General features: G+C 35.0%; 20 protein-coding genes. 8 read left to right on the plus strand and 12 right to left on the minus strand.

The genetic code is table 11. The annotated features are described in order from the left end of the window. Positions 1–81: 81 nt before the first annotated feature. On the plus strand, positions 82–690 hold the full coding sequence (locus PBT91_RS00655; RefSeq protein ID WP_270059887.1) for a superoxide dismutase: 609 nt from the start codon (positions 82–84) through the stop codon (positions 688–690). Between the two features lie 276 nt (positions 691–966). Here PBT91_RS00655 and PBT91_RS00660 read toward each other — a convergent pair whose 3' ends face one another. The 4 genes from PBT91_RS00660 to purN all read right to left on the minus strand — a co-directional run bounded on the left by PBT91_RS00660 (position 967) and on the right by purN (position 5,012). Then, positions 967–2,865 carry an amidophosphoribosyltransferase gene (locus PBT91_RS00660; RefSeq protein ID WP_270059888.1) on the minus strand — a complete coding sequence of 633 codons (1,899 nt, stop codon included), beginning with the start codon at positions 2,863–2,865 and terminating at the stop codon, positions 967–969. 81 nt (positions 2,866–2,946) lie between these two features. Then, on the minus strand, positions 2,947–3,864 hold the full coding sequence (locus PBT91_RS00665) for a PfkB family carbohydrate kinase (RefSeq protein WP_270059889.1): 918 nt from the start codon (positions 3,862–3,864) through the stop codon (positions 2,947–2,949). Positions 3,865–3,947: 83 nt separating this feature from the next. Then, complete coding sequence (rnhA, locus tag PBT91_RS00670; protein ID WP_270059890.1) at positions 3,948–4,409, minus strand: ribonuclease HI; 462 nt, start codon at positions 4,407–4,409, stop codon at positions 3,948–3,950. A 3-nt stretch (positions 4,410–4,412) separates the two neighbouring features. Then, positions 4,413–5,012 carry a phosphoribosylglycinamide formyltransferase gene (purN, locus tag PBT91_RS00675; protein ID WP_270059891.1) on the minus strand — a complete coding sequence of 200 codons (600 nt, stop codon included), beginning with the start codon at positions 5,010–5,012 and terminating at the stop codon, positions 4,413–4,415. A 147-nt stretch (positions 5,013–5,159) separates the two neighbouring features. On the opposite strand from purN, the gene PBT91_RS00680 reads away from it, so the two are divergent. From PBT91_RS00680 to pyk, 5 genes are all read left to right on the plus strand, one after another. Then, positions 5,160–5,396: an acyl carrier protein gene (locus PBT91_RS00680; protein WP_013069791.1), complete on the plus strand. Its 237-nt coding sequence runs from the start codon at positions 5,160–5,162 to the stop codon at positions 5,394–5,396. A 16-nt stretch (positions 5,397–5,412) separates the two neighbouring features. Beyond that, on the plus strand, positions 5,413–6,666 hold the full coding sequence (gene fabF, locus PBT91_RS00685; protein WP_270059892.1) for a beta-ketoacyl-ACP synthase II: 1,254 nt from the start codon (positions 5,413–5,415) through the stop codon (positions 6,664–6,666). A gap of 7 nt (positions 6,667–6,673) precedes the next feature. Then, positions 6,674–7,408 (plus strand): ribonuclease III, encoded by a 735-nt coding sequence (gene rnc / locus PBT91_RS00690; RefSeq protein WP_270059893.1) that lies wholly within the window; start codon positions 6,674–6,676, stop codon positions 7,406–7,408. A 116-nt stretch (positions 7,409–7,524) separates the two neighbouring features. Further along, entirely contained in the window at positions 7,525–8,013 is a 489-nt protein-coding gene (locus PBT91_RS00695) for an IPExxxVDY family protein (RefSeq protein ID WP_270059894.1), read from the plus strand. Next, positions 8,013–9,443 (plus strand): pyruvate kinase, encoded by a 1,431-nt coding sequence (gene pyk / locus PBT91_RS00700; protein WP_270059895.1) that lies wholly within the window; start codon positions 8,013–8,015, stop codon positions 9,441–9,443. Before PBT91_RS00695 ends, pyk begins: the two co-directional genes overlap by 1 nt. 170 nt (positions 9,444–9,613) lie before the next feature. On the opposite strand, the gene dinB is transcribed toward pyk, so the two are convergent. After that, a complete protein-coding gene (gene dinB / locus PBT91_RS00705; RefSeq protein ID WP_270059896.1) occupies positions 9,614–10,699 on the minus strand; it encodes a DNA polymerase IV in 1,086 nt (361 codons plus the stop codon). 93 nt (positions 10,700–10,792) lie between these two features. Here dinB and PBT91_RS00710 point away from each other — a divergent pair, with 93 nt between their 5' ends. Together PBT91_RS00710 and PBT91_RS00715 are read left to right on the plus strand one after the other, a co-directional pair. Continuing rightward, positions 10,793–11,467, plus strand: a complete 675-nt coding sequence (locus PBT91_RS00710) for an NAD(P)H-binding protein (protein WP_270059897.1) — start codon at positions 10,793–10,795, stop codon at positions 11,465–11,467. Then, positions 11,454–11,921, plus strand: coding sequence for a CYTH domain-containing protein (locus PBT91_RS00715; RefSeq protein ID WP_270059898.1), 468 nt, complete (start codon positions 11,454–11,456; stop codon positions 11,919–11,921). The genes PBT91_RS00710 and PBT91_RS00715 overlap by 14 nt, the downstream gene beginning before the upstream one ends. A 126-nt stretch (positions 11,922–12,047) precedes the next feature. Here the strand turns inward: PBT91_RS00715 and trxA are convergent, their stop codons facing one another. The 7 genes from trxA to PBT91_RS00750 all read right to left on the minus strand — a co-directional run bounded on the left by trxA (position 12,048) and on the right by PBT91_RS00750 (position 20,843). Then, positions 12,048–12,344: a thioredoxin gene (trxA, locus tag PBT91_RS00720; protein WP_270059899.1), complete on the minus strand. Its 297-nt coding sequence runs from the start codon at positions 12,342–12,344 to the stop codon at positions 12,048–12,050. Positions 12,345–12,414: 70 nt separating this feature from the next. Then, positions 12,415–13,527, minus strand: a complete 1,113-nt coding sequence (locus PBT91_RS00725; RefSeq protein ID WP_270059900.1) for an adenylate/guanylate cyclase domain-containing protein — start codon at positions 13,525–13,527, stop codon at positions 12,415–12,417. A 174-nt stretch (positions 13,528–13,701) separates the two neighbouring features. Continuing rightward, positions 13,702–15,126 carry an efflux transporter outer membrane subunit gene (locus tag PBT91_RS00730; RefSeq protein ID WP_270059901.1) on the minus strand — a complete coding sequence of 475 codons (1,425 nt, stop codon included), beginning with the start codon at positions 15,124–15,126 and terminating at the stop codon, positions 13,702–13,704. A 14-nt stretch (positions 15,127–15,140) separates the two neighbouring features. Continuing rightward, a complete protein-coding gene (locus PBT91_RS00735; RefSeq protein WP_270059902.1) occupies positions 15,141–18,284 on the minus strand; it encodes an efflux RND transporter permease subunit in 3,144 nt (1,047 codons plus the stop codon). 19 nt (positions 18,285–18,303) lie between these two features. Further along, positions 18,304–19,437, minus strand: a complete 1,134-nt coding sequence (locus PBT91_RS00740) for an efflux RND transporter periplasmic adaptor subunit (RefSeq protein ID WP_270059903.1) — start codon at positions 19,435–19,437, stop codon at positions 18,304–18,306. A gap of 27 nt (positions 19,438–19,464) precedes the next feature. Next, positions 19,465–19,944 carry a GbsR/MarR family transcriptional regulator gene (locus tag PBT91_RS00745; protein WP_270059904.1) on the minus strand — a complete coding sequence of 160 codons (480 nt, stop codon included), beginning with the start codon at positions 19,942–19,944 and terminating at the stop codon, positions 19,465–19,467. A gap of 74 nt (positions 19,945–20,018) precedes the next feature. Then, entirely contained in the window at positions 20,019–20,843 is an 825-nt protein-coding gene (locus tag PBT91_RS00750) for a phospholipase A (protein WP_270059905.1), read from the minus strand. Between the last annotated feature and the right edge of the window lie 17 nt (positions 20,844–20,860).

Here is a 20,860-nt window from a genome sequence, read left to right on the forward strand (position 1 = left end):
AACACTTAAATATTTTCATTACACATGTTAATACTTAAATTTGAGTAGAATTTAATACTAATCACTAAAAAAAATAAAACTATGGCATTTGCGTTACCAGAGCTTAAATATGCATTCGATGCGTTAGAGCCACATATAGATGCAAAAACAATGGAAATTCACCATGATAAACATCATAGTGGATATACCACAAAACTAAATAAAGCAATTGACGGAACTGATCTTGATGGAAAAACTATCGAGAACATTCTTAAAAATCTTGATTTATCTAACACAGCGGTTAGAAACAATGGTGGTGGTTATTATAATCATAACCTTTTTTGGGAAATTATGTCTCCAGATGGAGGAGGAAAGCCAGAGGGAGATCTAGCAACTGCTATTGATAGTGCATTCGGATCTTTTGAAGCTTTTAAAGAAGAATTTTCTAATGCTGCTGCAGGACAATTTGGTTCTGGATGGGCATGGTTATGTGTTCATGATGGTGGAAAATTAGAAGTTTGCTCTACTCCAAATCAGGATAATCCACTAATGCCTGAAGTAGGATGCGGTGGAACACCAATATTAGGATTAGATGTTTGGGAACATGCATATTACCTAAACTATCAAAATAAACGTCCAGCATATATAGATGCTTTCTTTGAAGTAATCGACTGGAAAGAAGTAGCAAGTCGCTACGCTAAAGGAAAATAATTAAGTAATTAATTGTTAAAGTTCGAAAGAGGCTGTTCGTAAGAATGGCCTTTTTTGTGTCTTATTCTGAATAAGAGAATCCAGTGTTCTTTCTATAATGAAGGATTTTCAAAAGGCAGTAAAATAAAAAAGGTGGATTTACATCCACCTTTTTTGCCCCAAATCTACCATGAACTTAACCTACTTAAATTTTATGGCAGGTCTAATATAGATAATATGGGTATTGGTCTAAAATCTTTTAGATGAAAGACTTATATAATGGTTGAAATACACTATTTAGTATGCTCTGTTTTTATTTCCTTCAAAAAAGTTTATAAAAGCTCTGTTAACCACTCTATTACCTCCCGGTGTTGGATAGTCTCCTGTGAAATACCAATCACCCAGATTTTTAGGACATGCTTTATGTAAATTATCTACAGATTGGTAAATAACTTTTACATTAGCTTTTACTGTTGGCTCACTTAAAAGCTCAGATATTTTTTCTGAAATCTGCTCGTCGGTAAATGAATCGTAAATTTCTTTTACAAAGTTTTGTACCTCTTTGTCTTCTAAATCAACTTGTTTTATACACTTATTATAAACTTCTTCAACAAGTTGGTAATTGTCGTTCTCTTTTAATAATTCTAGTGCCGCTCTAAAGGCAACTAAATCCTCAAGGCGTGCCATATCAATCCCGTAGCAATCTGGGTATCGAATTTGCGGTGCAGAAGAAACGACTACAATTTGTTTAGGATTTAGGCGATCCATCATTTTTATGATACTTTTCTTTAATGTAGTACCGCGCACAATGCTATCGTCGATAATCACTAAATTATCCTCTGGTTTTACAACGCCGTAGGTAACATCATATACGTGAGCTACAAGATCATCACGGCTGCTATCTTCAGTAATAAAGGTTCTTAGCTTTACATCTTTAATAGCAATTTTTTCGGTTCTTAGGCGATACTCAAGAATTTGCTGAAGTCGCTCGTCTGTTAAGGTTTCCTTTTCTTCTAAGATCGCTTCATTTTTCTGACGATTCAATTCGTCCTGTGCAGCTTCAACCATTCCATAGAAAGAAGTTTCTGCGGTATTCGGTATAAAAGAGAAAACGGTATTGATGGTATCATAATTAATGGCCTTAAGAACTTCAGGCATTAATAATCTACCAAGCATTTTACGTTCCTTATAAATTTCAGCGTCACTACCTCTAGAGAAATAAATACGCTCAAAAGAACATGCTTTTCGTTCTAAAGGCTCTATAATTTTTTTGATAGAAACCTCTCCGTTTTTCTTGGTAATAATCGCATGGCCAGGATCAAGTTCTTTAATATCTTCAAAATTTAAATTGAAGACGGTTTGAATTACTGGTCGTTCTGAAGCGACTACTACAACTTCGTCATCTTTATAATAATAACAAGGTCTAATTCCCGATGGATCACGCAATACAAAAGAATCACCATGGCCCATTAAACCGGCAATAGCGTAACCGCCATCCCAATCTTTAGAAGATTTTTTAAGTATTTTGGCTACATTTAATTGTTCAGCAATATGAGGAGATGCTTCTTGCTTGGTAAATCCTTCTTTCTTTAATTTTTTATAAAGTTTGCGCACTTCTGAATCTAAAAAGTGGCCAATCTTTTCCATGATCGTAACAGTATCGGCTTTTTCCTTAGGATGCTGTCCCAGCTTAATAAGATTGTTGAATAACTGATTAACATTGGTCATGTTAAAGTTACCAGCCACAATAAGATTACGATGCATCCAATTGTTTTGTCTTAGAAAAGGATGTACACTTTCGATACTATTTTTTCCAAATGTGCCGTATCGAACATGCCCTAAAAATAACTCGCCCAGATAAGGAATCTTTCTTTTTTGTAGCGCAACATCATCGGCATATTCAGGATGTTGTTGCATTTCATCATTAATACGCTGATTTATTTGCTCAAAAATATCCTGTATTGGCTGCGATTGGTTAGAGCGAACTCTGCTTATATAACGTTCCCCTGGCTGAACATTAAGTTTAATACTGGCAAAACCGGCACCATCCTGCCCACGATTATGCTGCTTTTCCATTAAAAGATACATCTTATTTACACCGTAAAAAGCAGTACCGTATTTTTCTTTATAATATTCTAGTGGTTTTAACAGCCTAACCTGTGCAATTCCACATTCGTGTTTAATCGCGTCACTCATAATTGTATTGTTGCTCTGTGTGGGGTTTGTTTATGCCTTAGTAACAAAAAAAGCCCTGAAATTACAGGGCGTGTGTTTATTTTAATTTATTTTAAACTGTGTGAGTTTTTTAAATTCTTCTAATCGTTTATCGATTTCTTCGGGTGAAAGTTCTTTCATACGTTCGGTTCCAAATTTCTCTACGCAGAACGACGCTAAATTAGAGCCGTAAATAATGGCGTTCTTAAGATTCTCAAAAGAGATATCTTCAGAGTGTGCAAGATAACCTATAAAGCCACCGGCAAAAGTATCTCCGGCACCGGTTGGGTCAAACACTTCTTCTAAAGGTAAGGCAGGGGCAAAAAACACATTTTCTTTATGGAAAAGTAATGCACCATGTTCTCCTTTTTTAATTACTACATATTTTGGACCCATTTTTTCAATCACTCTTGCAGCCTTAATTAAAGAGAATTCACCAGAAAGTTGTCTGGCCTCTTCATCATTAATGGTGATAACATCAACTTTAGCGATTACTTGCTTAAGCTCTTCTAAAGCATTATCCATCCAAAAGTTCATAGTGTCTAGAACTACTAATTTTGGGTTAGTAACTTGTTCTAAAACGCTAAGTTGTACTAAAGGATGTAGGTTTCCTAACATTATATATTCCGCATCCTTATAATTTTCAGGAACTACCGGATTAAAATCGGCCAGTACATTAAGCTGTGTATCTAAAGTGTCACGAGTATTTAAGTCGTTATGATATCTTCCACTCCAAAAGAAAGTCTTACCTTCTTTAATAACCTCAATTCCTTCAATATTGATATTTTTTGAAGAAAGAAGGTCTAGGTATTTTTCAGGAAAATCACCACCAACAACAGATACAATTGCACTGTCTACATTAAAGTTTGAAGCCGAAAGGCCAATGTAAGTCCCTGCACCACCAAGAATTTTATCTGTTTTTCCAAAAGGGGTTTCGATAGCATCAAAGGCTACAGTTCCTACAATAACTAGTTTGCTCATAATTGCATTCAAAAATTATGCTGCAAATATACAGTTTGTTTTTCAAGCTGTAAACCAAAAGTTAATTTAGAAGGTTTACAAATTTAATTTTTAAAACCAATATCCTCTGGAAGGCTTTTTTGTTTAGATGCTGTAACTGCCAAAGTATCACATCTTTCGTTTTGTGGGTGGTTGTTGTGACCTTTAATCCAGGTGAACGAAACTTGATGCTTTCTATATTCTTTTAAGAATGCCTGCCACAAGTCTGCATTCTTACGATCTTTAAAATTTTTCTTTTCCCATCCAAATACCCATTTTTTTTCAACAGCATCTGCAACATACTTAGAATCGGTAAATACTCTTATATTTAAATTTGGTTTTTTAAGCTTCTGTAGTGCGTGGATAACAGCTAAAAGTTCCATTCTATTATTAGTAGTATGTCTGTATCCCTGTGCAAATTCTTTTTTATATGGCTTCCCTACCCATTCCATCACTATGCCATAACCGCCGGGCCCTGGATTGCCACGGGCAGCTCCATCAGTATAAATATGAACTTGTTCTTGCAACTTTTAAGATTCTTTAAGTAGAATTTTTTCGATTACTAGCGGAAAATGATGATGCTCTAACTCATGAATTTTAGACGCAAGACTTTCTGGAGAATCATTTTCTTCAATAATTGTTTTAGCCTGAAAGATATGCTCACCCTTGTCGTAATCTTCATTAACAAAATGAATGGTAATTCCGCTTTCTTTCTCTTTATTGTTTAGGATCGCTTGATGAACGCGCATGCCGTACATTCCTTTCCCTCCGTAATTAGGTAGTAATGCAGGATGAATGTTAATAATACGATTAGGAAAATTTTCGATAATATTTGAAGGTACCATCCATAAAAATCCTGCTAATACGATAAGATCTGGATTTATATCTGTTAGTACATGAAGAACTTCGTTAGAATGGTAAAGTGCATCTCGATCAAAATACAATGCTTTTATATCATGATTGTATGCACGCCGTAGGACTTTTGCATTTCTTTTGTTAGAAAAAACTGCTGCTACATTTATTTTTGAAGAATTTTCAAAATGGCGTATAATATTTTCGGTGTTCGTTCCTGAACCCGAAGCAAATATCACTATTTTTTTTGTGTTGTTATTTTGTGGTTGGTCGCTCAAAATAAGGCTGTTAACAATTATTAGGATATAAAGTTAATCTCTTTCATCGAAAAATATGTAAATTCACCTCACATTTTTAAAGTAAAAATCGGTTTTAAAATAAAGTTTTTTATTTTTGCCACCTAATCAAAATTAAAATAAAATATTATGTCTGACATTGCATCAAGAGTAAAAGCGATTATCGTTGACAAATTGGGTGTTGATGAGAACGAGGTTGTTAATGAAGCAAGCTTCACAAACGACTTAGGTGCTGATTCATTAGATACTGTGGAATTAATCATGGAATTCGAAAAAGAATTCGATATTCAGATTCCAGACGATCAAGCTGAAAATATCGCGACAGTTGGTCAAGCAATTTCTTATATTGAAGACGCGAAAAAATAAAAATTAAAAGAACCATATGGAGTTAAAGCGAGTTGTAATAACGGGCTTGGGTGCCCTTACCCCAATCGGTAACAATATTAGCGAATATTGGGACGGCTTGGTTAATGGTAAAAGTGGGAGTGGCGCTATTACGCATTTCGACCCCGAAAAGTTCAAAACAAAATTCGCTTGTGAACTCAAAAATTTTAACCCGTTAGATCACTTCGATCGAAAAGAAGCGAGAAAACTGGATAAATTTACCCAATATGCCATGGTAGCTTCAGATGAAGCTATTGCAGACTCTGGTATAGATCTTAATACGGTAGATAAATATCGTGTTGGTGTTATCTGGGGTGCTGGAATTGGTGGATTGGAAACCTTCCAAAACGAAGTTTTAAATTTCGCGGCGGGAGATGGTACTCCAAGATTTAATCCCTTCTTTATTCCTAAGATGATTGCAGATATTGCTCCTGGTAATATCTCTATCAAACATGGGTTTATGGGCGCTAATTACACTACGGTGTCGGCTTGTGCCTCATCAGCCAATGCAATGATTGATGCATTGAATAACATAAGATTGGGATATAGTGATGTAATTGTTTCAGGAGGCTCAGAGGCTGCAGTAACAATTGCAGGTATGGGAGGTTTTAATGCCATGCATGCGCTTTCTACCAGAAATGAAAGTCCCGCGACAGCTTCAAGACCTTTTGATGCTACTCGTGATGGCTTTGTCCTAGGTGAAGGTGCCGGTGCGCTTATATTAGAAGAATATGAGCATGCAAAAGCAAGAGGCGCTAAAATTTATGCTGAAGTAATTGGCGGTGGTCTATCTTCAGACGCTTATCACATGACGGCACCACATCCAGAAGGAAATGGTGTTGTAAGAGTGATGGAGAACTGTTTGCATAATGCAGGTATAAAACCTGAAGACATCGATGCTATTAATACTCATGGTACATCAACACCTTTAGGTGATGTAGCCGAGTTGAAAGCTATTACTAAAGTTTTTGGAGATCACGCGAAGAATATTAATATTAATTCAACAAAATCGATGACGGGTCACCTTTTAGGTGCCGCTGGAGCGATAGAAGGAATAGCAAGTATACTGGCTATGCAGCATGGTATTGTGCCACCAACTATCAATCACGAGAATGTTGATGAAAATATAGATCCTTCGTTAAACCTAACTTTAAATAAACCTCAAAAACGAGATTTGAACATCGTGATGAGTAATACATTTGGTTTTGGTGGGCATAATGCCTGTGTAGCTTTTAAAAAATTAAACGAGTAGCGCTTTAATGAGTGTTATTCGAAACATACTAAATTCCCGTTCTTCTTCAAAGGGCGGGAATTTTTTTGATTCCCTCCATAAGTTACTTGGCTTTCGGCCAAAAAATCTTTCTTTCTATGAAAGAGCTTTTACACATCGATCTTTAAACATTAAAGATAATGAGGGTAACGCTATAAATTACGAGCGATTAGAATTCTTAGGCGATGCTATGCTTGGTTCTGTAATTGCCTCCCATCTTTTTAAAGAAGTTCCAGAAGGAGATGAAGGTTACCTCACAAAAATGCGTTCTAAAATTGTAAGTAGAAAGCATTTAAATGAATTAGGAAAAGATATGAATCTAATTAAATTCGTTAAATCTAACATTCCTAATGATCAATTTGGGGTAAATATTCATGGTAATATTTTTGAAGCCTTGATAGGTGCTATATATCTTGACAGAGGATATAAGTATTGTAATAAATTTATTTACTATCGGGTAATAGAACCTTACGTGGATATCGAGACTTTAGAAGGTCGCGTAATAAGCTACAAAAGCTTATTGATAGAATGGTGCCAAAAGAAAAAAAAGGAATTTAATTATCAAGTCTACGAGGATACCGGCAATGATGAGCTTAAACATTTTGCTGTAAAATTATGGATAGATAAAAAAGTAATAGCAAAGGCTAGAGCTACCTCTAAAAAGAAAGCGGAAGAAAAAGCTTCCAAGCGCGCTTATTATGCACTTCAAAATAAAATCAATTAATTTTTGTCAAATTCGTTGAAACTACAACGTTTTCGTTAAAATTTGTGAAAATTATTCAATTTTAACCTTTAATTTTGTCATCGATATTTTATCTTTATCGATAAAGTAAGATAAGCATGCATGCACATCGAATGATGCTTGAAGATATTGAAGAAGAGGACTTTAAATTGATAGCGATTTATGCTAATTTAGAGCCTTATAAAATGGCTTTTTTGCTAAATCGATATTTAAATTTGAAATTGATGAGAAGTCGGTTTGATGTAGACTTCAATCATAAAGATGTTCAGGCAATGTATGCTTTATTTACATACAAAGACCTTAGCAGTTATAGAGATTATAGCCTGGTGAGTAATAAATTTAAAGGAGAATCCAGAAAAATTTTGAATGCCGGATCTCTGTTTTTAGAAGAAGAAGTAAGACCTTTAGAGGTTAATCTTATTCTTCAGTATAAGAAAGTTGATTTTTTTTTGAAAATAGAAGAAAATATAGAAGATCAACAGGTTCATCAACTGGTGAGCCAGATAGGACGTATTCCGCAGGTACAGGCTGCCTATAAGATCCATGTGGATCATTTAAAATCCAAACAAAATCTAATTTTTGAATAATGCCAACAAATAAGAAGACTAAAATAGTTGCTACTTTAGGGCCAGCAACTAGCTCAAAACAAACTTTAAACGATATGCTCCAAGCTGGAGTAAATGTGTTTAGAATTAATTTTTCACACGCCGATTACAGTGATGTAAAAGATCGTGTGCAAATGATTAGAGAGCTAAATGAAGAGAAAGGGTACAACGCTGCAATTCTTGCAGATTTACAAGGTCCGAAATTACGAGTTGGAAAAATGGAAGAAGGTGTCGTAGTGTCACCTGGAGATGAAATTGTTTTTGCTACCGGAGAGCGATTTGAAGGTTCTAAAGAACGTGTTTTTATGAATTATGCTGCGTTTCCTAAAGATGTGAACGAAGGGGAGCGAGTTCTTTTAGATGATGGTAAATTAATATTCGAAGTTGTTAACACGAATAAAGAAAACGAAGTTAAAGCAAAAGTAATTCAGGGTGGTCCCTTAAAATCTAATAAGGGCGTTAATCTTCCTAATACAAATATTTCTTTACCTGCGCTTACCGAGAAAGACGTGGAAGATGCAAAATTTGCATGCAGCTTAAAGGTAGACTGGATAGCACTTTCTTTCGTTAGACATGAGAAAGATATTATTGAACTTCAGGATTTAATAAAAGAGCATACCGAATATAAAATACCGATTATTGCTAAAATTGAAAAGCCAGAAGGTGTTGAAAATATAGAAAAAATTGCGGCTTATTGTGACGGATTAATGGTAGCTCGAGGTGATTTAGGAGTTGAAATTCCTGCGCAAGAAGTTCCATTAATTCAGAAAAAATTAGTTCTTGTCGCTAAAAAAGCGCGTATACCGGTGATCATCGCAACCCAAATGATGGAAACCATGATTACCAGTTTAACACCAACTAGAGCAGAAGTTAATGATGTAGCAAACTCTGTTATGGATGGAGCTGATGCAGTTATGTTAAGTGGAGAAACCTCAGTAGGGCAATATCCAGTTCAGGTTATCGAAAAAATGGCTTCAATTTTAAGAAGTGTAGAGAATTCGCCGTTAATTAAAGTTCCGCATGAGCCGCCACATGTTCGTACAAAAAGATATATAACTAAATCTATTTGTTATCATGCTGCACATATGGCTAACGAAATTAAGGCTAAAGCAATTTGTACGCTAACCAATAGTGGTTATACGGCCTTCCAAATTTCAGCTTGGCGTCCAGAAAGCCATATTCTTGTATTTACTTCTAATAGAACTATCCTTAATCGTCTTAGTTTACTTTGGGGAGTTCAGGCGTTTTATTACGACAAATACAGTACTACAGATGAAACTATAGATGACATTAATAGTATCGCAAAATCAGATGGTTTTGTAGAACAGGGAGATTTTACGATCAACCTGGCTGCTATGCCAATTACCTCTAAAGGAATGGTAAATACGCTTAGAGTTTCTGAAATAGAGTAATCTTAGAATCAATTTTATATAAAAAAAGCCTCGAATGTTCGGGGCTTTTTTTATTAGCACTGCAAGGTTTCTATATCTCTAAAGCTTGCCTTGAAATTATAAATCTATTTCTAACGAATACATAGTGTACTTGCCGAGAGCTAGTTTACTGCTTTTTTTGCTGATTCTATTTAAAAATCAAACTTCAACTGAACAATTATTTCCTTCTGTTCTTCTTCTTTTTTAGAAGGCTTGTCAGTATTTAAATTGGAAAGAGAAATGCCTAAAAGCCGCACAGAATCTTTCATCTTTTCCTGATACAAAAGCTCTTTAGCGAGCTCTAAAATGAGATCTTTACTTGAAATAAAATAAGAGATTGTTTTACTACGTGTTTGTAAACTAAAATCACTGTATTTTATTTTGAGTGTCACAGTCTTTCCGGCAACTTTACTTTTTTTCAATCTCTTTTCAATCTCCTCAGCAATACTATTCAGCTTTTCCAGCATAAATATTTCTGAAGATATATTTTCGCTAAATGTGCGCTCTGCACCAAGTGATTTTCGCATTCTATTAGGTTTAACTTCGCTTAGATGAATACCCCGTACAACATTATAATAATAGGAACCGTGTTTGCCAAAATGTTCTGCAAGATATTCTTCAGATTTCGATTTTAGATCTTTTCCGGTAAATATTCCAAGTCTGTACATCTTTTCAGCAGTCACTTTTCCAACACCGTGAAACTTTCTTATTTCCAGTGCTTCCAAAAATGTCTCAACTTCTTCAGGATTTACAGTTTTTTGCCCATTAGGCTTATTAAAATCGCTTGCTACTTTTGCAATAAACTTGTTAATTGAAATTCCTGCCGAAGCATTTAATCCCGTTTTTTCCTTGATTTTAGCCCGAATTTCTCTGGCAATCATGGTGGCACTAGGATTTCCTTTTTTATTGCTTGTTACATCAAGATACGCTTCATCTAACGATAACGGTTCTACAAGATCTGTATATTCAAAAAAGATGCTTCTAATTTGCTGCGAAAGCTCACGATAACGATCAAATCTGGTTTTAACAAAAATGAGCTCTGGGCAATTTCTTTTAGCAATTACACTACTCATTGCACTTTTTACACCATATTTTCTAGCCTCGTAGCTTGCCGCGCTCACAACGCCGCGTTGTGAACTACCGCCAACGGCGATGGGTTTCCCTCTTAATTCGGGATTGTCCAGCTGTTCTACAGAGGCGTAAAACGCATCCATGTCGATATGAATAATCTTGCGCATTTTCACTATACTGCAAATTTAATGCTAAAACCATCCAACCTAAAAACACAGTTGCCTTAAATGCTTATATTTAGTTATATAAAATCTTAGAGTATGCAAAAGACGGCAATTGTATTAGGAGCTACAGGTTTAACCGGAAGGAATTTGGTAGAAGAACTTCTTAAAAATAATGTGTATTCTAAAATAACGTTATTTTCCAGAAGTAGTTTAGGAAGAAAAGATGGGAAGCTTGAAGAGCATCTGGTCGATCTATTTAAATTAGAAGATTATAAGGACAATTTTGTAGCCGATCATGTCTTTTGCTGTATCGGTACCACTAAATCCAAAACGCCCGATAAAGAAACCTACAAAAAAATAGATCATGGGATTCCTGTCACTGCAGCAAAACTATCTGCCAAAAATAATGCAGAATGTTTTACCGTAATCTCTGCTATGGGAGCCGATGCAAATAGTAAAATCTTTTATAATCAAACAAAAGGTAAAATGGAGCAGGATGTCATGGTAAAAAATGTTCCTAATATTTATATTATCAGACCTGCATTAATTGTTGGTGATCGAACAGAAAAGCGTTTTTTTGAAAAACTTGCCACGCATGCTTTTAAAATTTTTAATTTTATGCTTGTAGGGAAATTAAAAAAATATCGATCTGTAAAATCGATTCATATTGCAAAAACGATGATTGAAGTTGCTAATAATGGATATCCAGATTCGATAATTAAATCGAATAAAATAAGCGAACTCGCAACAACATACGATGGTAGAAATTGAGCGTAAATTTTTAGTGAATTCTGAAGATTTTAAAAAAGTGGCATATAATAAAAGCCGAATACAACAAGGTTTTTTAAATACAAATCCTGAGCGTACAGTAAGAATTAGAATAAAAGATGAAGAAGCCTATATTACAGTAAAAGGGAAGAATAATGAAGCGGGATTAACTCGTTTTGAATGGGAAAAGCAAATCGATAAGAATGAAGCTGAAGAATTACTGAAACTTTGTGAACCCGGAATGATCGATAAAACGCGTTTTTTAGTAAAATCTGATGCGCATACTTTTGAAGTAGATGAATTTTACGGCGAAAATGAAGGTTTAATTGTTGCTGAAGTAGAACTTTTAAGTGAAAAAGAGAATTTTAAAAAACCAGATTGGTTGGGTGACGAAGTAACTGGGCAAGCCAAATATTACAATTCTCAGCTAATTAAAAATCCTTATAAAAACTGGTAGTTTAGAATCAATATTAGGCGTTTTTATTCTTTTTTTTCTGTAGAAAAATTCGAAAATATGAAGTCTAGATTTTTTTAAAATAGGAGTTTTCTCTATTGAAGATTTAGGATTATAGATGCAATAAAATCAAGCTTTAGATTTAATAATATCAATAATCTCTTGTTTTTGTAAAACACCAGATTGTCTCCAAAGTTGCCCGCCATTTTTAAAAAGCATCATTGTGGGAACACCTTTCACCTGATATTTGGCGGCAAGTTGTTGATTTTTATCAACATCAATTTTGATGATTTTGATGTCTTCTCCCAATTCTGTTTTCACCTCTTTTAAGATTGGAGCAAGCGTTTTGCAAGGACCACACCAATCGGCATAAAAGTCAATTAAAACAGGTTTTTCATCGGAGATGATGTCTCCAAAAGTGCTCATGAATTATTGGTTTTAGGTAAATTTAGCAAATTCAAGATCATTGGAAAATTCAAAATTGTTAAGTTTTGCCTTATTTTTCAGTAATAGAGAAAACATCTACACTCATTTTTCTTCCTTCCAGTTTTTGCGGTCCTAGAGGCTTTACTTCAAACTCCTTAGAAATTTTTGAGTTCTCGTTTACTTTCCCAGAAATCAAAATTAATTTATCATAGGTTTTGCATAGACCTTCAATTCTAGCAGCCACATTTAAAGTGTCACCGTGATAAGCGATTTCCCGTTTAATATCTCCCACCTCTACAGCTGTAACCAATCCTTGATGTGCTCCTGCTTTAAACACGGGAACATGATTATAAGATTTAAGATAATGTTCTTTTTTTTGCTGAAATCGATTGTGAACTGCAAAGAAAAATCTAATTGCTTCAGTAGAATCAAACCATTTTAATGGCCAACTTATTACAACTTCATCTCCAACATACTGATAAATTTGCGCATTATGTTTTTTTACCATTTGATTGATGTCCATAAAGCTTTCTTGTATAAATGCGCTATATCGTACATGTCCTAGCTTTTCTGCCAATTGTGTTGAATCTTTTAAGTCTAGAAACATAAAAAGTCGATTCTCCTCGGTTGGATAACGGAACTTTCCCAACAAAAATGGTAAAATTAGCCCAGGACCAAATTTGTTGGTCATCTGGTTGATAAAACTTAGAACCAAAGTCATAAACAACGTATAACTTAGAATGATAATATTGTAGAATTTCCAATTCATTCTAATAATATTTTCAGTGTATTCGTTTAAGAACGAATCATCGGCATATTCTACAACCACATACCTTATAAAAGATATGATAAAGGTTAGCACGGAAAAATAAAGAATACCACCCGCCAAAATATTAAATCCTAAAGATCGATTTCTGAAGATATAATTTTTTAGAAAGTGGTCAATAAATCCAAGGGCAACACCTAAAAATGCACCTAATCCTAAAAATAGCGTTAACACACCTGTAATTGAAATATTGGTTGATTTGCCAATAGCCTGTAAAACAGATAACGCGGTAAGATGAATTATTAGAAACAACAGCCCATAAGCTAAAATCCAGAAAATAATTTGTTTAAGGATTTTGCTTAAAAATGGATGTTGATTAGAAAAACTATAAAAATTTATAGCGTAAAATTTCCCCATAAACGTTGTTATTTATATTCGAAGAATTTGTGATGATTGATGAAAAAAATCGGGAATGCAAAAGTATAACTTTTTAATGCATAGTCTTTATTTCTGAAAAAAATAAAGACTATAAAACAGCCCCGATTCTTTTAAAAAAACGGGGCTATTTCCAACAATTAACAAAAATTCAAATTATTGCCATCCACCACCTAATGCTTCGTACAAATTAACTAAAGAATTTAGTTGCGTATATCTAGCATTAATAAGGTCTAATCTAGAATTAAGCGTATTTTCTCTTGCAGTTAATACTTCAAGATAATTCGCTAATCCGTTATTAAGTAATTGCTCAGAATAATCTGTTGCAGTGCTGTAGGCATCAAATTCTTTTTCTTTAACCTCTATTTTTTCACTCGCAGCCTCGTAATTATAAAGCGCGTCAGATACTTCTTGGCTTGCAGTAAGAATCGCCTGTCTAAAGTTTAAACGAGCTTGCTCTTGTTGAGCTTCTGCAACTTCGTGCTGCGTTCTTATTTGGCGACCGTTAAAAATAGGTTGTGTTAAGCCACCAATTATATTTGCAAACAGTGAGTTGGTATCAACTAAATCTCCTGCATCCAAACTTTGCAATCCACCAGTAGCTGTGATCGTTAAGGATGGATAGAAATTTGCTCTTGCTACATTAGTAAGTTCAAAAGCATTCCAAAGATTATATTCAGCTTGGATTACATCTGGACGATTTCTAAGTAGTTGAGTTGGAACACCGATTTTTAATTCAGTCGTTATTTTCTGATCAGATAGTTCTGTTCTCTCTATTTCCATAGGAGCTTTACCTAGTAGGATAGACATGCTATTCTCCATCAATCGCATATCATTTTTAAGATCTATTAAGATCGCCTGTGCCGTATATACTTGAGCTTCCGTTTGCTTTACGGCAGCGGCAGTAACGTTTCCAGCCTCTTTTAACGCTTTGTTGGTTTCAAGGCTATTTTTACGGTTTTTTATCGTTTGCTTGGTTACTTTAATCTGCTCGTCTAAAGAAAGCAAATTATAATAAGTTGTCGCAATACTAGAAATAAGTTGCGTTTTTACTGCCTGATGAGCAGCAACGCTTTGAAGGTAACTGGCTTCGTAAGCTCTTTTGTTACTCCTAATTTTACCCCAAATGTCGGCTTCCCAAGAAAGGTTCCCAGATATTTCATATTGATCTATATGGTCACCAATTCCTCCTCCTGGCACATTTCCTAATTGTAAACCTATCTGACTATTTTTAGAGAAATAGTTTCTAGAGAAACTTGCATTGCCGCTTAGTGTTGGAAAATAACCGGCTTTACCTTGTTTAAGGTATGCTTCTGAAGCAAGAATTTGTTGCAAAGCTACCCTAATATCGATATTATTCTCCAATCCTTCTTCAATGTATTGTTGTAAAACAGGATCGGTGAATAAATCTCTCCAAGAGACATCTGCCATAGTAATACTATCCTGTGGCAGATTATCTGTTCTGAAGTTTTCTTCTTTAACAACTTCTGGTCTTTCGTATTCTTTAGCTACAAAACAAGATTGCAGACTACATAAAAGTATTGGGAATACCAGAAATTTAAAACTGATGTATTTTTTCATCTTTAAATTTATTTCTAAGATTCTGTTTGTTCTACGGCTTCAGGCTTCTTTCCTATTTTTTCCTGCAACCATTGGAAAAGGATAAATAGAATAGGGATTACGAAAACTCCTAAGATCGTTCCTATAAGTAATCCTCCAACAGCTCCTGTTCCTATAGATCGGTTTCCTTCTGCTCCTACACCAGAGGCTAATACCAACGGCATTAATCCTAAAATAAAGGCGAAGGATGTCATAAGAATAGGTCTCAAACGGGCTTTTGCACCATCAATCCCGGCATCTACAATAGACTCTCCGTTTCTTCTACGTTGAATTGCGAATTCTACAATTAGAATTGCATTCTTCGCCAATAGTCCAACCAGCATGATCAAAGCAATCTGGAAGTAAATATTATTTTCCAGTCCCATAAGCTTAGTACTTATATACGCTCCAAAAATACCTAGAGGTAAAGAAAGAATTACAGAAAATGGAAGTAAATAACTTTCGTATTGCGCAGCTAATAAGAAATAAACAAATACCACACAAAGTATAAAAATCATAATTGTTTGGCTACCAGCATTAACTTCTTCTCGCGTAAGTCCTGAATAAGCTGTGGTATAATTAGAGCCTAACTTGCTTATCTCTTCGTTTACAATATCAATACCATCACCAGAACTAAATCCTGGATTCATAGCAACCGTTAACTTAGTAGAGTTAAAAAGGTTGAACCTTGTTACAGATTGAGGGCCATAAACTCTTTCTAAACTTACATACTCAGTAAGCGGAGACATTTCGCCTGTTGAAGTTTTAACATACATTTGATTAAGGTCATCTTTATCTGCTCTGGCATTAGGATAAGACTGGATATAAACTCGATATTGTTTACCAAACCTAGAAAAATCAGCCGCATAAATACCTCCAATATATCCCTGCATTGTTGCAAAAATGTCACTTATGGTAACACCCGTTTGCTTGGCTAATGGAATATTAATATCCATTTGATATTGGGGATAGTTTGTGTTGAATGCTGTTTGAGCATATTGCACTTCAGGATGAGACATAATGCTTTGCATAAACTTTTTATTCGCTTCATCTAAATCCTTAAAGCTACCGCTGGAACGGTCTAATAAGTTTACTTCAACTCCTGATGCAGAACTAAATCCTGGAATACTAGGAGGAGAAAAGAAAATGATGTTTGCGTCTGGTATGGTGGCTGCGGTACCAAAAAGCTTTCCTGTAATAGCTTCAACAGATAACGAATCTTCACCACGTTCACTCCAATTGTCAAGTTTTATAAATCCTAAAGCATAGTTACTACCCTGGCCGTTCAATAGACTAAATCCATCTACCATGTTTAATCCTTGGATACCTGGAATATTTTTAACTTTATTATAAAGCTCTTCAGATATCTGATGTGTTTTATCTAATGAAGAACCTGCTGGTAATTCAATATTTGCAAATACAATTCCTCTATCTTCATTAGGTACAAAACCGGTAGGCGTTGTTGTAGCCGTCCACCAAATTCCAACTCCTGATAATATCAAAATTAAAACCGTAATCCATTTATTTTTATAAAGGAATTGTAAGGATTTACCATAGCGATTAATTGTAGCGTTAAAACCTCTATTGAAGGCTGCATAGAATCGCTGTAAGTAGTTCTTTTTCTTATTTTCATCATCATGCTCATTATGTGGTTTTAAGAATAAAGCACACAACGCGGGACTAAGTGTTAATGCATTTACCGCAGAAATCGCAATGGCTACAATCAAAGTAATACCAAATTGCTCATAAAATACACCTGTTGGTCCTGTAATAAAAGTTACGGGTATAAATACAGCGGCCATTACCAGGGTAATAGAAATAATTGCACCTGAAATTTCCTGCATGGCGTTTATAGTAGCGCCTTTTGCAGTTTTTGCACCTTCATCTAATTTGGCGTGGACGGCTTCTACAACCACAATCGCATCATCTACCACAATACCAATCGCTAGTACTAAGGCAAATAGCGTTAGTAAGTTTATGGAGTATCCAAAAAGATTCAGGAAGAAAAATGTACCTACAATCGAAACCGGTACTGCAATAGCAGGGATAAGTGTAGATCTGAAATCCTGTAGAAAAATAAATACTACAATAAATACTAATATGAATGCTTCAACAAGTGTATGTACTACTTTTTCGATAGAAGCATTTAAGAATTCATTGGTATCGTAAGGGATAAAAACCTCGATTCCTTCAGGAAAATCTTTTTTTAACTCTTCTAAACGAGATTTAATACTTTCGATGATTTCCTGAGCATTTGAACCTTTGGTTTGATAAACGGCCATACTTACACTAGGATTACCTAAAGTATTGGAGCTTACCTGGTAAGATTGTGCATCTAATTGAATATCTGCAACATCTTTAAGTCTAAGGAACTCTCCGTTTCCAAGCGCTTTTATGATAATATCTTCGTACTGTCCTTCTTCTTTATAACGGCCGGGATATTTTATGGTGTAAGAAAAGGTTTCTCCACTATTTTGTCCTAAAGTACCAGCAGCGGCTTCTAAACTCTGTTCGTTTAAGGCTGAAATTACATCTGAAGGAACAAGATCATAAGCTGTTAATCGTTCTGGTTTTAGCCAAATTCGCATGGCGTAATCCTGGCGAGAAAATACATTAACATCACCAACACCAGAAACCCTTTTGAATTCAGGAACAACATTAATATTTAGATAATTATTTAAAAATGTTGCGTCGTAATTAGGGTTAGTGGTATAAAAAGACATAAACATCAGCGAACTTGTCTGCTGTTTTTGTGTAGTTACACCAGCTTGTGTTACCTCTTGTGGTAATAATGGATTGGCAAGGGCAACCCTGTTTTGTACGTTTACCGCATCGATATCGGGATCTGTATCCTGTTCAAAATAAACAGTAATTTCAGCAGTACCGTTATTGGTCGCACTAGAAGTAATGTAGGTCATTCCTTCTACCCCGTTTATCTGCTCTTCAATAGGAATAATTACACTTTCCAGAATAGTTTCTGCACTGGCACCTGTATAGGTAGCAGAAACTTTTACCGTTGGAGGTGCAATATCAGGGTATTGCTCTATTGGTAAATTGCTAAGTCCCAGAACTCCCAAAATAACAATGATAATAGATATCACTGTAGAGAGGACGGGCCTTTCTATAAATGTTTTAAGCATTATTTTTGTTATCTAAGGATTATTGAAATAATTGATCTACCGGCTTTGCGATGCTATCAAATGGCACTTCTTGCGGTTTTACTGTGGCACCAGGTCTAAGTTTTCCAGCGCCTTTTGCTACTATTTTATCGCCTTCTTTTAATCCAGAAGAGATCACATATAAATTACCAACATTCGCTTTGGTCTTTATTCTTATAGCATCCACTTTGTTGCTATCGGCAACTTTATAAGCCATAATGCTTCCTTGTTGCTCGAAAGTTGAGTTTTGTGGAACTACCGGAACTTCTTTATATGTTACGGGTATCTTAATAGTACCGCTGTTACCGTTGGTGATAAGCTGATTTGGATTATCGAAGATCGCTCTAAAGCTAACCGTACCGGTATTTTGATTAACCTGTCCTGTTACTGTTTGGATTTTTCCTTTTTCTTCGTAGGTCTCACCATTAGTTAGCACAAGACTAATTTCAGGAAAATTATTTACTTTTTCCTGGCGGTTTTCTCCTTCTGTAGATTGTATGAAATCTAAGTAATCAGACTCGTTCATAGAAAAGTAAGCATATACTTTTTCAATATCAGAAACCGTAGTTAAAGGTGTAGAATCTGATGGGCCTACTAAGGTTCCCTGTCTTAATCTTATCGAACCTACATAGCCATCAACAGGACTTTTTACGGTTGCGTAGCCAATATTAGCGGTAACACCTTCGTATTTACTTTTAGCCTGTTCTAGATTGGCTTTGGCAGTTTCCAACTGAACTTCACTTACGATTTCTTTTTCAACTAGAGGTTTAATTTTATCAACTTCTACCTGGGCAGCGTTAACGCTAGCTTTTGCAGCATTAGCATCTTGTGTTAGTGATTGAGTTTCTAACTTAAAAAGGGGTTGTCCTTTTTTAACACGTTCACCTTCATCCACTAATACTTCCTGAATATATCCCTGCACTTTTGCACGTACATCACTGTTTACAATACCTTCAATTCTGGTAGGGTAAGAGTTATATCCTGTTAGTGTTTTTGTGGGAATAGTAATTACAGGATAAGGCATTGCCTGTTGTTTTTGGCCTTGCGCCTGTTGCTGGTTTGATTTGTCTTCTCCGCAAGATACGAGCATGAGAACTCCGGCGACAAAACCTATATAAGCTTTAATTTTTCTCATTTTTTTTATAATTAGGGGTAAAGATTATTAGCTTTTTATTTTCGACATTTTTTGTATAACATCCTCAATATTCAATTTTTGAGACTCTAGATATTCTCTAAAGAGCAATGCTGTTTGTCCATTTGTTTGAAATTTTTGATTGTTATTTTTTATATTGAAGTTTATAATTTTGTCCATCAATTTAATCTCTTCAGAAATGTTTAGATGATATTCTTCGAGGGTGTTTTTTAAGTAGAATGTGCTCGCTCTAAAATATCGTTTCCTATCTCCCGATTTCGTGAAATATTCTATTTTCTTTAGTTGTAAAAGATGGTTGAGATGCGTAGAAACTGAACTTTTGCTCGCGCTTGTGATCTCTAAAATTTCATCGAAAGTATGCCCGTCTTTAGGGGAAAGAATCATTGTAGCATAGATTCTTGCCGCTAATGGAGCTAATTGATGAATCTGCTCGAAGTGCACACCTATCTCTTCAATCAATTGGCTTTTTTCCTCTGAACAACAACTCATATTGTAAAATTTGAAGTGCAAAGGTATGATTGGTTCGGAAACTACCGAACTAATTAAACTTAAAAAAAAGTTAATTATTTGTTGCTTCGTAAAAAGTCTAGTTCGTTGCTCTTTAAGAGAAAGCCTACACGAATAACACTACGATATTGATCGTATTCTATAAGATTTTCATCGTAGCCCGTAAACCATTCTACGACCAAAAACTGATTTACGCTATTAAACGGATTGTACAAAATACGTGGTCGTGCAGCTCCTTTCCAATCCCAGGATAATCCTTTTTGAATCATTAATTGTGCATAAAGCTTGTTTGGGATAAACTCGTAATCAAAATTTAACTGGCCGTATCCTGAATAATCCATCAAATCTGGATTGCCTTCTTTGTACGAAAAAGGAATCCATCCTTTTACCCCGGCGATTAGTTTATCATTAATAGCCAGATTGAAATCTAAGGATACAAAATTCCAGCTACGAGAGTAAATACTATCACGTCCGTTAGATTCATGTTCTAAAGCCAAAGTTCCAAGAGAATTTACTTTACCGCTTTTATCATAAAAGTATTTAGAATAAGCAATTCCCGGGTTAAAGTTTATCTCTTCAAAAGGGCTGGAAAATTCGTAAATATTCCAAAATGCTTTTTGTGTGTATTTTATATATAAATAAGAATCCTGCGGCACTTTTTTTCTGAAAATTAGCTGCTTAAAACTTATTTGATATTTAGCATCTGCAGTTTGTTTACTTATACCAGTATGCGTGGGAATTCCTGTAATAAAATAATTGTCTTTATGGATGGTAAAAGAAGGCAATGTTGCGAGACTGTCTTTTAAGGTTTCCTTGGTAAGACCTTGAGCATTAAGAGTATTCAGAAAACAAAAAAACAGCAGAGAAAAGAAGATCTTCATTAATTAATAGGCTTTTT

This window comes from Zunongwangia sp. HGR-M22 (assembly GCF_027594425.1).
Lineage (GTDB): Bacteria > Bacteroidota > Bacteroidia > Flavobacteriales > Flavobacteriaceae > Zunongwangia.